Genomic DNA, 14,023 nt, shown 5'->3' on the forward strand with positions numbered 1-14,023 from the left:
GCGAGCGGGGCTGAAAAAGGCCCGCCGAAGCGGGCCTTTTTCAGCATTACGGCATAAGCGGCCTTACAGCACCGACTTGAGCAGCTTGCCCATTTCGGAGGGGTCACGCGTGGTGCGGATGCCGCAAGCTTCCATGATCTCGAGCTTGGCGTCGGCCGTGTCGGCTCCGCCGGAGATCAGGGCGCCCGCGTGGCCCATGCGCTTGCCCGGAGGCGCCGTGACGCCGGCGATGAAGCCGACCACGGGTTTCTTCATGTTGTCTTTGGCCCACTCAGCGGCATTGACTTCGTCGGGACCGCCGATTTCACCGATCATGACGACGGCGTCGGTGTCGGGATCGTCGTTGAACATCTTCAGGACGTCGACGTGCTTCAGGCCATTGATGGGGTCGCCACCAATACCCACTGCCGAGGACTGGCCCAGGCCGAGCTCGGTAAGCTGTGCCACGGCTTCGTAGGTAAGCGTGCCCGAGCGGCTGACCACGCCGATGCGGCCCTTGCGCGAGATGTGGCCGGGCATGATGCCGATCTTGATCTCGTCGGGGGTGATCAGGCCGGGGCAGTTGGGGCCCAGCAGCAGGGTCTTTTTGTTCTCGGCGCGCATGCGGTTGCGCACCATCAGCATATCGCGCACAGGAATGCCTTCGGTGATGCAGATGACCAGGTCAAGGTCGGCTTCGACCGCTTCCCAGATGGCATCGGCCGCGCCCGCGGGCGGCACGTAGATGACGGAGACCGTGGCGCCTGTTTCGGCCTTGGCTTCCTTGACGGAGGCAAAGATGGGCACGCCTTCGAAGTCCTGGCCGGCCTTCTTGGGATGCACGCCAGCGACGAACGCCTCTTTGCCATTGGCGTACTCGCGGCAGTAATGGGTGTGGAACTGGCCGGTCTTGCCGGTGATTCCCTGGGTAATGACTTTAGTGTCTTTGTTGATCAAGATCGACATTTACAAATCCTCGGCAAATTCTTATTTCGCGGCAGCCACGACTTTCTGCGCGGCTTCGGCCATGGTGTCGGCGCTGATGATGGGCAGGCCCGATTCGGCCAGCAGCTTCTTGCCCAACTCTTCGTTGGTGCCCTTCATGCGGACGACGAGCGGAACCTTGAGGTTGACGGCCTTGCACGCGGCGATCACGCCTTCGGCGATGATGTCGCAGCGCATGATGCCGCCGAAGATGTTGACCAGGATGGCCTGCACGCCTTCGTTCTTGAGCATGATCTTGAACGCTTCGGTGACTTTCTCGGCCGTGGCGCCGCCGCCGACGTCGAGGAAGTTGGCCGGCTCGCCGCCGAACAGCTTGATGGTGTCCATGGTGGCCATGGCCAGACCGGCGCCGTTGACCAGGCAGCCGATGTTGCCGTCGAGCTGGATGTAGGCCAGGTCGAACTTGCTGGCCTCGACTTCGGCGGGGTCTTCTTCATCGAGGTCGCGGTACTCGACGATCTCGGGATGGCGGAACAGCGCATTGGAGTCGAAGTTGAACTTGGCGTCCAGGGCGATGATGTTGTTGCTGCTGTCGCGGTTGAGGGGGTTGATCTCGACCAGCGAGGCGTCGGTTTCCATGTAGCACTGGTACAGCTTCTGGAAGATGTCGACGGCCTGGTCAATGGATTCGGCGGGCAGTTCGATCGCCTTGGCGATCTTGGTGGCCTGCTCGGTGGTAAAGCCGACCAGCGGATCGATGTAGTCGGTAATGATCTTCTCGGGAGTGGACTCGGCCACTTCCTCGATGTCCATGCCGCCTTCGCTCGAGGCAATGAAGGCCACCTTCTGCGTTGCGCGGTCGGTGACCACGGACACGTAGTATTCCTTCTGGATGTCGGCGCCTTCTTCGATGTACAGGCGACGCACCTTCTGGCCTTCGGGGCCGGTCTGGTGGGTAACGAGCTGCATGCCCAGAATCTGGGAAGCCAGTTGGCGCACTTCGTCGAGCGAGCGGGCCAGCTTGACGCCGCCGCCCTTGCCTCGCCCGCCGGCGTGGATCTGGGCCTTGACGACCCATACCGGGCCACCCAGCTTCTCGGCCGCGGCTACGGCCTCGTCTACGGAAAACGCGGGAATACCGCGCGGCACCGTCACGCCAAATTTCTTCAGCAGTTCCTTGCCTTGATACTCGTGAATTTTCATTGCTTACCTGTCAGAACGTAAAAATGAGAAGAAAGCTTGCCTGGTGTCTTGCAACACGCACACTTGCCGGATAACGCCATGCCCTACTCCTGTCTGGCCTTGCCCTGAGGGGCCGCATACCACTGCGGGTAGTGCTTTGCGGCCACCGGACCGTCCACTCGCAAGGCATGGCAGCCGTCGAGCTCGAAGGGCTTTTTATCGGACTGCTCGCCGCCGCGCGCCCGCTCTTCGCGCTTGCGGCCGGCCATGCATTGCACGGCCACCGTAGGCAGCAGATAGGACAGTTCGGTCAGGTGCGTACAGCCCGCCACACGGCCGAACCGGCCCTTGACGGCGTCGCGGAAGCGGCGCAAAAGATTAAGGCCCACCAGATCCTGGTAGGCCGAGGCGATACAGAAGCAGTTTTCGTCGAAGGGCGCCGCATCGTAAGCCGCCTGGGCAGCCGTAATGGTGAAGTCATTGTCGACGGTGACCCGCAGATGCATGTGATGCACGGGATCGCCCATTTTATGGATGGTGCCGTTCTCGCGGGGAAAGTCGTAGCCCTTTACATCGATGAGCTCGGCGTCAAGGTCCCACTGGTCATCGTCGCGCGCATAGGCGTCCACGCGCACGGAACGCGTGTGCAGCAATTTGCGGGGAACGTCGGGCAAGGGAAGCGGCATTGAAAAAGCGGGACGGACAATGACGATAAACTGAAGAAGTATAACGCAGCCCGCCCTCGCAGATGAAGCCAGCGCCCCGCCGAAGCCGCCGTGGCCCGGCCAGGGGCGCGGGGCGGACGGCCCTGGGCCGGGGCCCTCCTCCGGCGTCTGCCGCCCTTGCCGTGGAAAGCCCTGGCCTGCCCGGGCTGCCGCGCAGACCGGCCTCTAGGCCGCCTCGCGCAGCGTGCGCGCCGCCCGCACCATGGCCTCGAGGGCGCCCCGGGTTTCTGGCCAGGCACGCGTCTTCAGACCGCAATCGGGGTTCACCCACAGTCTTTCGGTCGGCAAGCGGGAAGCCGCCCTGCGCATCAACGCCACCATGGCGTCCACCTCGGGCAGGTTGGGCGAGTGGATGTCATAAACACCGGGGCCGATGTCGTTCGGATAGGCGAAATCTTCGAAGGCGCCCAGCAGCTCCATGTTCGAACGCGATGTCTCGATGGTGATGACGTCGGCATCCATGGCGGCAATGGCCTCGATGATGTCGTTGAACTCTGAATAGCACATATGGGTGTGGATCTGCGTGCCGTCCCGCACGCTGGAGGTGGCCAGGCGGAAGCAATCCACCGCCCAATCCAGGTAGGCCTGCCAGTCGCCGCGGCGCAGGGGCAGGCCCTCGCGAAAGGCCGGCTCGTCGATCTGGATGACCCGAATGCCCGCGCTTTCCAGGTCGGAGACCTCTTCGCGCAAGGCCAGCGCCAGTTGGCGGCAGGTGTCCTGGCGCGGCTGGTCGTCCCGCACGAAAGACCACTGCAGCAATGTGACCGGCCCGGTAAGCATGCCCTTTACGGGCTTGTCCGTCAGAGACTGGGCATAGCTGCTCCAGCCCACCGTCATGGGCGCGGGGCGCAGCACGTCGCCATAGATGAGCGGCGGCTTGACGCAGCGCGAGCCATAGCTTTGCACCCAGCCGTTCTGGGTGAAGGCAAAGCCGGCAAGCAGCTCGCCGAAGTATTCCACCATGTCGTTGCGCTCGGGCTCGCCGTGCACCAGCACGTCCAGGCCGACTTCCTCCTGAAAGCGGATGGCGGCCTCGATCTCGGCCCGCACTTGTTTTTCATATGCCGCATCGCTCAGGGCGCCCTGGCGCCAGTCACGGCGCAAGCGGCGGATCTCGGTGGTCTGGGGGAAGGAGCCGATGGTGGTCGTGGGAAAATCGGGCAAGTCGAGCTCTTTGCGCTGCCGGGCGATGCGCTCGGCAAAGGGCGCGCGGCTGCGCGACAAACCCTGTGATTCAGCCAGATGGCGACGCACCGCCTCGTTGTGTGTGCGGCTGGAGCTGCGGCGCGATTGCAGGGCCGCGCGCTGCGCCTGCACCGCGGCGGCGGTGGCCTCATCGACGTCGCCGTCAAGCAGGCGGGCCAGGCAGCGCAACTCTTCAAGCTTCTGGGCGGCGAAGGACAGCCATGACTTCAACTCGGGATCGAGCTGCGTCTCGGCGGCCAGGTCGACGGGCACATGCAGCAGGGAGCATGACGGAGCCAGCCACAGGCGGTCACCCAGGCGCTCACGCAGCGGCTCGAGCAACGCAAGGCGCTCGTCCAGGTCGGTGCGCCAGATGTTGCGGCCGTCTATCACACCCGCCGAAAGGATCTGGTCGCCGCGCAGCGCCGCAGCCACTTCCCGGGCCTGGTCAGGCGCCCGCGTCAGGTCGACGTGCACGCCTTGTACAGGCAAGCCCTGCAGTACGCCCAGGTTCTGGGTGATGCGGCCGAAGTAGCTGGCCAGCAGGATGCGCAGCCCGCTGCCCGAGAGTTCGTCATAAACGCGCTTGAAAGCCGCCTGCCAGGCGGGCGGCAGGTCCAGGGCCAGGATGGGCTCGTCTACCTGCACCCACTCCACGCCCTGTTCGGCAAAGCGTTGCAACACCTGGACATAGACGGGCAGTAGCCCGTCCAGCAGTCCCAGCTTGCCCTCGTCTTGCGGGCCTTGGGCGAAGGCGTCTCCCTTGCCCAGCCACAGCCAGGTCAATGGGCCGGGTATCACGGGCTTGGCGACATGGCCCAGGGACTGGGCCTCGGCCACCTGGTCGAACAGGTCGCTGCGCGCAATGCGGAAAGTCTGGCCGGGCGTCAGTTCGGGCACGATGTAGTGGTAGTTGGTATCGAACCACTTGGTCATCTCGCAAGCGGCCGCCGGCCTGCCCGAGGGCGCCCGCCCCCTGCCCATGCGAAACAGGGTATCCAGGTCCACCGGTTCGTCGGCAGGTTGGCCGAAGCGCGCCGGCACCGCGCCCAGCAGGGTGGTCCATTCCAGAATGTGGTCGTACCAGGCAAAGTCGCCCACCGGCACCATGGCCTTGCGGGCGCCGTCGGCGCCGGCCTGCAGGGCCCAATGGCGGCGGCGCAGCTCGCGTCCCGTTTCGAGCAGTGTGGCCAGGTCGCCCTTGCCGGCCCAATAGGCCTCCAGGGCGAACTTCAATTCGCGTTGCGCGCCCATGCGCGAAAAACCCAGGCTATGAAAAACCGTCATGTCTTCTCTCAAGATGTAGAAACCGAAATCGCGTCCCTGCGGGCCAGGCGGCATGAGGGGATCGCTTCGAATGAAATTATGGCGCTACAATTCCATGAGGCAAAATCAAATGCGACATCATTAACATGAGATATACTCATGTTAAGTTTTCAAGCTCTCTTTTACCCAGCCCCCAGGACGCCCCCTTCGGAAAAGCCATGCTGGAAATACGCCACCTCGAGACCATCGCCGCCATCCACGAGGCCGGCAGCCTGCAGGAAGCTGCCGAACGGCTGCACGTAACACAATCGGCGCTTTCGCATCAGTTGCGCGACCTTGAAACCCGCTTGAAAACCCCCTTGCTCAATCGGCGCACCCGCCCTGCCCGGCTGACCACCGCGGGCTTGCGGGTACTGGCGCTGGCCGACGACGTGCTTCCCCGCCTGAAGGCCACTGAACGCGAGCTGCAGCGGCTGGCCGCGGGCCGCACCGGGCGCCTGCACCTGGCCATCGAATGCCACTCGTGCTTTCAGTGGCTCATGCCGGCCATGGACGCCTTCAGGCAGGAATGGCCGGACGTCACGCTCGATCTTTCGGCGGCCTTCTCTTTCGCCCCGCTGCCCGCGCTCATGCGGGGCGACTTGGACGTGGTTATTACTTCAGACCCGCAAGAAATCGATGCCGTCAGCTACCTGCCGCTATTTCGCTATGAGCTGGTGCTGGCGGTGTCGGCATCGAACCCGCTGGCCCAGTATCGCCATATCGAGGCCCGGCAGCTTGAAGACCAGGTGCTTATTACTTATCCGGTGGAAAAACAGCGGCTGGATGTGTTTACCGCCTTTCTGGACCCGGCCGGGGTCGAGCCGGCGGCGCTGCGCACGGCCGAACTGACACCCATCATTGCGCAACTGGTGGCCAGCCAGCGCGGGGTGGCGGCCTTGCCCAACTGGGCCCTGACCGAATACCTGGGCCAGGGCTGGCTGCGCATCTGCCACTTGGGGGAACAAGGCGTGTGGCGCACGCTGTACGCAGCTGTGCGCGTCGAGGACGCTGAAACGCACTACTTGAAAGCTTTCGTCGACAAAGCGCAGGAGATCTGTTTCAAGACCCTGAGCGGCATCAAGGCTGCGCGCGGCGTCAAGTTGTAAGCGGAAGGATGTCTGTGCAGCGCGAGAGGTTCTTTTTTTGCAGCGGTCTGGGTTCTTTGGCGCTGCCGGTCTGGGTTCTTTGGTGCTATTGGTCTGAGTTCTTGAGCGCTGCTGCGGGTGGCCTGCCTGGAGCCGGGCGGTCGGGCGGTTTGTGGCAGCGCCCTCCAACGCCCGGCTCCAGGCAGGCCACCCACAGCAGCTTAGGCATGAGCAAGCATGCAAGACCGGGGTCTTTTATTCGAGTGAGCCATACCGGGCTTCTTTGTGCACAAGCATTTAAAGCCAGGAAGAAACAGAACTGCCCAGCGTACTGGGACCTAGTCGGCATCATTCGACTCTTGCTCGCCGATTATCTGCCGCAAGCATTGAGGCGAGAACCCCCGGGACGCCATGAAGCGGAATTGACGCGCATAGTCTTTGGCATCGACCGGCGTGCGCCCGAACTTTTTTTGCCAGACTTCGGTGGCGCGCTGGACTTCAGTGCTTTGCAACTGCTGGCGGATGTCGCCCAATTGCTCGTCGGACAGGCCGTGCTGGCGCAGCTCTTGCAGCACCAGCGCCGTGCCCTTGCGGGATGCGCGACGATGCACCAGATTTTGCGCAAAGCGTTCGTTGGACAGCCAGTTGTCGCGCTGGAGTTCGTCGAGCACACGTTCAAGCTGGGAGGTGTCTTCGGGGTCGGCATGGGCGGCCAGCTTGCGCGCCAGTTCAATACGCGAATGCTCGCGGCGTGACAAAATGGCCACGGCCCTGGCCTTTAGCGAAGGCCCCTGCCGCTTGGGCTTGGGAACAAGCTGCTCGAAGTCGTCTTGATCGGAATCAGCCATGAATGCAAAAGCCGCGCATCGGCCGCAGCCCCGGCGGGAGCGCGGCCGATGGACGGGAATCAGTCGAGAGGTTCGTCTTCTTCGGGGCCCTGGGCCTGTACCGCAACGCTGCCCACGTGGGCCACCACCCCAAGCTGCTCGCGCACCCTGTTTTCGATCTCGAGCGCCATTTCGGGATGCTCTTTGAGGTATTCACGCACGTTGTCCTTGCCTTGCCCGATGCGCGTGCCCGAATAGCTGAACCATGCGCCCGCCTTGTCGACGATGCCGGCCTGGACGCCCAGGTCGATGATTTCGCCCTCGCGGGAAATGCCCGCACCGTACATGATGTCGAATTCGGCCTGCTTGAACGGCGGCGCGACCTTGTTCTTGACGACCTTGACTCGGGTTTCGTTGCCGACGATTTCGTCGGCCTTCTTGATGGAGCCGATGCGGCGGATATCGAGGCGCACCGAGGAGTAGAACTTGAGGGCGTTGCCGCCGGTGGTGGTTTCGGGGTTGCCGAACATGACGCCGATCTTCATGCGGATCTGGTTGATGAAGATGACCATGCAGTTGGCGCGCTTGATGTTGGCGGTGAGCTTGCGCAGCGCCTGGCTCATGAGGCGGGCCTGAAGGCCGGGCAGCGAATCGCCCATGTCGCCTTCGATTTCGGCCTTGGGCACCAGGGCCGCGACCGAGTCGATGACGATGAGGTCGACCGAACCAGAACGCACCAGCGCATCGGTGATTTCAAGCGCCTGCTCGCCGGTGTCGGGTTGCGAAATGAGCAGGTCGGACAGATTGACGCCCAGCTTGGCGGCGTACTGGACGTCGAGCGCATGCTCGGCGTCGATGAAGGCGCAGGTGCCGCCGATCTTTTGCATTTCGGCAATGACCTGCAGGGTAAGCGTGGTTTTGCCCGAAGACTCGGGGCCGTAGATTTCGACGACGCGGCCACGCGGCAAGCCGCCTACCCCCAGGGCGATGTCAAGGCCCAGGGAGCCGGTGGACACCACCTGGATGTTGTGCTCGACCTGGTTGTCGCCGTAGCGCATTACCGAGCCCTTGCCGAACTGCTTGTCGATTTGCGATAAGGCGGCGGCAAGCGCCTTGCTGCGTTCGGCGGCTGCGGCTTTGCTTTGTTTGTCGTCCATAGGGACCCCTTGGCTAAGAAAACGAAATTGATCTGGAGCCGGGCCGTGGCATGTTGCGCAAGCCCTGGCGGCCCGTGGCTGGCTGACGGCGATTATTGCATCAAATTATACTGTATGAATATACAGATATCCAGAAAATGCCGTATTAACCCGTAGTGGCAAGGCAGCGGGCCAATGTCAGAATGGTTGCCTCTGCCTGAACCCGCCTATAGCCCCCACGAGCTCATGCGCATTCTCATCGCCGAAGACGACAGTATTCTTGCTGATGGACTTTCCCGTTCACTGCGTTACGAAGGCTACGCCGTGGACGTGGTCAATGACGGTTCCAGCGCCGACTCGGCCCTGCAGCTGCAAAGCTTCGACCTGCTGATTCTCGACCTTGACCTGCCGGCCCTGAACGGCCTTTCGGTGCTGCGCATGCTGCGGCAACGGCAAAGCAGCCTGCCGGTGCTCATTTTAACGGCCGCCGACACCATTGAACAGCGCGTGCGGGGGCTCGACCTGGGCGCCGACGACTACATGGCCAAGCCCTTCGCGCTGTCCGAGCTCGAGGCGCGGGTGCGGGCCCTTACCCGGCGCAGCGCGGGCACCGGCCTGGCCCTGCTGCGGCACAAGCGCCTTACCTTCGACCTCAATGGCCGCACCGCCCGCATCGACGACCAGCCGCTAGAGCTTTCGGCGCGCGAGACCAGCCTGCTGGAAATCTTTCTTTCCCGCTGCGGCCGCATGATCAGCAAGAACCAGCTGGTCGACCTGCTGTGCGAATGGGGCGAAGAAGTCACCACCAACGCCATCGAGGTCTACATCTACCGGCTGCGCAAAAAGCTCGAGCCCAGCGGCGCCCGCATCGTCACCATACGCGGCCTGGGCTACTGCCTCGAGCCCGACACCGGCGAACCCGCGGCGGCCTAGGGCTAGCTCCATGCCCCACGGCTCCAGCACCAACGATTCCGGCTTTTTGCGCCGGTTGCTCCATCGCAAAAAACGCTCGCAAAAACACAAGACCCTGCTGGGCAAGATTTTGCTCTGGATGTTCGGACCGCTGTTCCTGCTGTGGTCGATAGGCATCGTCATCACCTATTTCATTGCCCAGAACATCGCCAATGCCCCTTACGACCGCACCCTTACCGACCACCTGCGCCTGCTCAAGTACGAAGTCGAGCAGCAGCACGTGCGCCAGGGGGTTGAACTGTCGGCCTCGGCGCTGACCATACTCAGCGGCGAAAGCGGGCGTCCGGTACGCTGGCAAATACGCGATGCCAACGGCGATTCGTTGGCGGGCAACGCCGACATTCCCCTGCCCGACAACTGGGCCTATGAAAAAGACAAATTCAAGTTCCACAATGAAACCATCGACGGCCAGAGCGTACGGGTCGCCTATGTCTGGGGCGGGCGTGACCGGCAGGGTGAATCGTTTCTGACCCTGGTGGCCGAGACCAACGACAGGCGCGGAGTATTGCAGCAGGAGATCCTGACCGGCATGCTCACGCCCCAGCTTATCGTGCTGCCGCTGGCCGCCCTGCTGGCCGGCCTGGGCCTGACCCAGGGGCTGGAACCCTTGAACCTGCTGCAGGAACGCATACGCGCGCGGCGGCCCAACGACCTTTCCCCCATCAGTGACGACCTGGCGCCCGCCGAGATCGCCCCTCTTGTGGACGCCATGAACGAGCTCCTTACCCAATTGGCGGCCAGTACCGAAACCCAGCGGCGCTTTGTATCCAATGCGGCGCACCAGTTGAAGACGCCTCTGGCGGGCATGCGCACACAGGCCGAATTGGCCCTGCGCGAGCAAGATCCCGACAAGATGGGAGAAAGCCTTCAGCAGCTGGTCAAGGGAGCCCAGCGGGCCACCCGACTCGTCAACCAGTTGCTGGCCCTGACCCGGGCCGAACACTCCGGCAACCCGGGCCTTTTCGTGCCCGAGAAGCTCGAGCTGAATGCCCTGGCCGAACGCCAGACCCGCCAGTGCGTCGACGCCGCCCTGCATCGCGGCGTCGACCTGGGTTTCGAGGCCTTCGGGCAGCCGCTCTGGATACAGGGCAACGGCCTGATGCTGGCCGAACTGCTGGCCAATCTCATCGACAACGCCCTGCTCTACACGCCTGCGGGCGGATGGGCCACGGTGCGGGTCGCCGGCGACGCCGACACCGCCAGCATCGAGGTGGAAGATTCCGGGCAAGGCATTGCCGCCGAGCACCAGGCGCGCATCTTCGACCGTTTCTTCCGCGTATGGGGCAACAGCGCCGACGGCAGCGGTCTGGGCTTGTCCATCGTCAAGGAAATCGCCGACCAACATCGGGCCCGTGTCGAACTGGTCGAGCCCGCGCCGCGCGATGGCGCGCGCACCTGCTTTCGAGTCACCTTCCGCAAGGTCTCGCCGCCCCAGGCCTGATGTCCCGCGCATCCAGGCCTCTCCCCACTCCCCCCTGACGCAGCACCTTGCCCTTGCGCCTGCTCATTGCACATTAACGGCGGCCAGGGCTGGTTTCATTTATTTACAAAATCCCCACATTCCGGTGTTTGCACGTAAGTTTGACGTAAGTCTCGTTTTCTACCTTACGCATAATGCTGCTCCCGTGGCGGCAACAACAAGAGCCGAGCCCGGCCCACACTTCTAGGAGACATTATGAGTACAACGGACACAATTGCGTCGCCTCCCCCGGGGCAAGGCCGCAGCGCCGGCGCGCCGGCAGCCACCAACCGCCCCATGACGTCGGAAGAAAGGCGAGTCATCTTCGCCTCGTCGCTGGGCACGGTATTCGAGTGGTACGACTTCTATCTGTACGGCTCGCTGGCCGCCATCATCGCTGCCCACTTCTTCTCGGGCGTGAATCCCACGGCGGGCTTCATCTTCGCCCTGCTGGCCTTTGCGGCCGGCTTCGCCGTACGGCCCTTCGGCGCCCTGGTGTTCGGCCGCCTGGGCGACCTGGTCGGGCGCAAGTACACATTCCTGATCACCATCCTGATCATGGGCCTGTCGACCTTCCTGGTCGGCGTGCTGCCCTCCTATTCGTCCATCGGCATGGCGGCGCCCGTCATCCTGATCATCCTGCGCCTGCTGCAAGGCCTGGCCCTGGGCGGCGAGTATGGCGGCGCGGCGACCTATGTGGCCGAGCATGCTCCGCAGAACCGGCGCGGCTTCTACACCAGCTGGATCCAGACCACCGCCACCATGGGGCTTTTCCTTTCCCTGCTGCTCATCCTGGGCATACGCAGCGCCCTGGGCGAAGAGGCCTTTCTTAGCTGGGGATGGCGCGTTCCCTTCCTGATCTCGGCCGTGCTGCTGATCATCTCGGTGTGGATCCGCATGCGCCTGAATGAATCGCCCGCCTTCAAGAAGATGAAGGAAGAAGGCACCCAGTCGGAGGCACCCATCAAAGAGTCGTTCGGCCAATGGCGCAACCTGAAGATCGTCATCCTGGCGCTGCTGGGCCTTACCGCCGGCCAGGCCGTCGTGTGGTACACCGGCCAGTTCTATGCCCTGTTCTTCCTGACCAAGTCTCTTGGGGTCGAGGCCAACACGGCCAACATTCTGATTGCTCTGGCCTTGCTGCTGGGCACGCCGTTCTTCGTGGTGTTCGGAGCCCTGTCCGACAAGATAGGCCGCAAGCCCATCATCATGGCCGGCTGCCTGATCGCCGCCCTGGCCTACTTCCCGGTGTTCAAGGCCATCACCCACTTTGGCAACCCCGCCCTCGAGCATGCGCAGGCCACCGCCCCGGTTACCATCGTGGCCGACCCGGCGACTTGCTCGTTCCAGTTCAACCCTGTGGGCACCGCCTCATTCACCAGTTCCTGCGACATTCTCAAGGCCTTCATGGCCAGCAATTCAGTCAACTACGAGAACGTGGCCGCACCGGCCGGCACCCTGGCCGTGGCGAGAATCGGCGACGAAGAGTTTCCGGCATTCGAGGGGGCCGGCATGAGCAAGGCCGACTTCACCGCCAGGTCGGCCCAGCTGCGCGAGGCCCTGACCCAATCCATCCGCGCCCACGGATATCCCGCCAAGGCGGATCCTACGCAGATCAACTACTTCATGGTGGTGGTGCTGCTGACCTTCCTCGTCATCCTGGTTACCATGGTGTATGGCCCCATCGCCGCGATGCTGGTCGAGATGTTCCCGACGCGCATACGCTACACCTCCATGAGCCTGCCGTATCACATCGGCAACGGATGGTTTGGCGGCTTCCTGCCCCCGGTGGCGTTTGCCATCGTGGCCGCCACGGGCAATATCTATGACGGCCTGTGGTATCCGATAGGCATTGCAGTCATGTCGCTGGTCATCGGCACGCTGTTCGTGAAAGAAACCCGTCACAACGACATCAACGCTTGACACCCCCCGGCCGCGATTCTGCGGCGGCATCGACCTGACGTGATCTTTCAGGCCCACGTCAGGTCGTTTCCCTACAATCGAAGCCATAGAAAGTACTCCAGCGGTCTGCGGCCCTCGGCCCAGCGCCAGGCCCATCCGCCCGAGTACTGCTATCTCATCGGTATTGCGCGCCCCGCGAACTGTAGTAAGCGCAAGCCGATGTGTTATACCGGCCCGGTGCAATCGCATCCGGGCCTTTTTTTGCCGCCGAGGCGGCCGCGGCACGGTTTACAATCGTCGGTCCGTCCCATCCAAAGCAGGCCCAGGCCTCGCCTCAATCAAAAGTTGCATCAACAATGTGGTTCAAGAACCTTAAAGTATTCCGCCTTGCCCCCTCGTGGTCGATATCCCTGGACACACTTGAGTCCGCGCTTGAAAAACACGCCTACCGTCCCGGCAACAGCCTCGAGATGCAGAATCTGGGCTGGGTGCCGCCCTTCGAGAACTCGGGCCTGGCCTATGCGCTGCAGGGACAAATATTCCTGAGCCTGCGCGCCGAGAAGAAACTGCTGCCCACCACCGTCATCAATCAATTCGCCCGTGCACGCGCGCAAGAGATCGAAGAGCAGCAAGGCTTCAAGCCCGGCCGCAAGCAGATGAAGGAAATCAAGGAGCAGGTCACCGACGAGCTCCTGCCCAAGGCCTTCAGCGTCTATCGCGATACCCGCGTCTGGATCGACACCAAGAACCGCTGGCTGGTGGTCGACGCGGCCGCCGCCGCCAAAAGCGATGAAGTGCTTGGCATGTTGGCCAAGTCCATTGATCCCTTCCCCGTCCTGCAGCTGTATGTCGAACAATCCCCGGCAAGCAGCATGACCGACTGGCTGATCCAGGATGAGCCTCCGGCCGGCTTCTCGGTCGACCAGGACACCGAGCTGCGCTCGACCAGCGAAAGCCGTGCCGCCGTACGCTACCTGCGCCAGAGCATAGACATCGACGACGTACGCAAGCACGTTCAGGCGGGCAAGCAATGCACGCGGCTGGCGCTCACCTGGGCCGATAAAGTGTCCTTTGTGCTGACCGACGGCCTGGACATCAAGCGCGTGGCGCCCCTGGACGTGCTGAAGGAAAACCAAGACCTGGTTTCCCGCAACGACGCCGACCAGCTGGATTCGGACCTGGCCCTGATGACCGGTGAACTGTCGCGCCTGCTGGACAATCTGGTCGACGCATTGGGCGGCGAAAAGAAAATGGCCTGATCCGCAACGAAGGGCGGATCAAGCTTTCTTTGTACCGGTGGAATGGCTTGCGCTCGTCA

Annotated in this window: 11 protein-coding genes; 5 read left to right on the forward strand and 6 right to left on the reverse strand. The window is 63.0% G+C overall.

The window, feature by feature from the left end; genetic code table 11:
* Positions 1–63: 63 nt before the first annotated feature.
* The 4 genes from sucD to metE form a co-directional block, all read right to left on the reverse strand.
* Positions 64–945 (reverse strand): succinate--CoA ligase subunit alpha, encoded by an 882-nt coding sequence (sucD, locus tag C7440_RS14720; RefSeq protein WP_017523242.1) that lies wholly within the window; start codon positions 943–945, stop codon positions 64–66.
* A gap of 21 nt (positions 946–966) precedes the next feature.
* The gene (sucC, locus tag C7440_RS14725) at positions 967–2,127 is read right to left on the reverse strand and encodes an ADP-forming succinate--CoA ligase subunit beta (RefSeq protein ID WP_017523241.1); all 1,161 of its coding nucleotides are present in this window, start codon (positions 2,125–2,127) and stop codon (positions 967–969) included.
* An 83-nt stretch (positions 2,128–2,210) separates the two neighbouring features.
* Complete coding sequence (locus C7440_RS14730; protein WP_243410931.1) at positions 2,211–2,792, reverse strand: DUF2889 domain-containing protein; 582 nt, start codon at positions 2,790–2,792, stop codon at positions 2,211–2,213.
* Positions 2,793–2,996: 204 nt separating this feature from the next.
* Positions 2,997–5,303, reverse strand: coding sequence for a 5-methyltetrahydropteroyltriglutamate--homocysteine S-methyltransferase (metE, locus tag C7440_RS14735; RefSeq protein WP_116519053.1), 2,307 nt, complete (start codon positions 5,301–5,303; stop codon positions 2,997–2,999).
* Positions 5,304–5,500: 197 nt separating this feature from the next.
* On the opposite strand from metE, the gene C7440_RS14740 reads away from it, so the two are divergent.
* Positions 5,501–6,430: a LysR family transcriptional regulator gene (locus C7440_RS14740; RefSeq protein ID WP_116519054.1), complete on the forward strand. Its 930-nt coding sequence runs from the start codon at positions 5,501–5,503 to the stop codon at positions 6,428–6,430.
* A gap of 317 nt (positions 6,431–6,747) precedes the next feature.
* Here C7440_RS14740 and recX read toward each other — a convergent pair whose 3' ends face one another.
* Together recX and recA are read right to left on the reverse strand one after the other, a co-directional pair.
* Entirely contained in the window at positions 6,748–7,257 is a 510-nt protein-coding gene (recX, locus tag C7440_RS14745) for a recombination regulator RecX (RefSeq protein WP_116519055.1), read from the reverse strand.
* Positions 7,258–7,316: 59 nt separating this feature from the next.
* A complete protein-coding gene (recA, locus tag C7440_RS14750) occupies positions 7,317–8,393 on the reverse strand; it encodes a recombinase RecA (RefSeq protein WP_116519056.1) in 1,077 nt (358 codons plus the stop codon).
* Positions 8,394–8,618: 225 nt separating this feature from the next.
* Here recA and C7440_RS14755 point away from each other — a divergent pair, with 225 nt between their 5' ends.
* The 4 genes from C7440_RS14755 to C7440_RS14770 all read left to right on the forward strand — a co-directional run bounded on the left by C7440_RS14755 (position 8,619) and on the right by C7440_RS14770 (position 13,964).
* A complete protein-coding gene (locus C7440_RS14755; RefSeq protein ID WP_026067695.1) occupies positions 8,619–9,305 on the forward strand; it encodes a response regulator in 687 nt (228 codons plus the stop codon).
* 10 nt (positions 9,306–9,315) lie between these two features.
* Positions 9,316–10,785, forward strand: a complete 1,470-nt coding sequence (locus C7440_RS14760) for a sensor histidine kinase (RefSeq protein ID WP_116519057.1) — start codon at positions 9,316–9,318, stop codon at positions 10,783–10,785.
* 315 nt (positions 10,786–11,100) lie between these two features.
* Positions 11,101–12,726, forward strand: a complete 1,626-nt coding sequence (locus C7440_RS14765) for an MFS transporter (RefSeq protein WP_165832612.1) — start codon at positions 11,101–11,103, stop codon at positions 12,724–12,726.
* 335 nt (positions 12,727–13,061) lie between these two features.
* Positions 13,062–13,964 (forward strand): recombination-associated protein RdgC, encoded by a 903-nt coding sequence (locus C7440_RS14770; RefSeq protein ID WP_017523231.1) that lies wholly within the window; start codon positions 13,062–13,064, stop codon positions 13,962–13,964.
* Positions 13,965–14,023 lie beyond the last annotated feature (59 nt).

Source organism: Pusillimonas noertemannii (genome assembly GCF_003096595.1).
GTDB classification, from domain to species: Bacteria; Pseudomonadota; Gammaproteobacteria; order Burkholderiales; family Burkholderiaceae_B; genus Pusillimonas; species Pusillimonas noertemannii.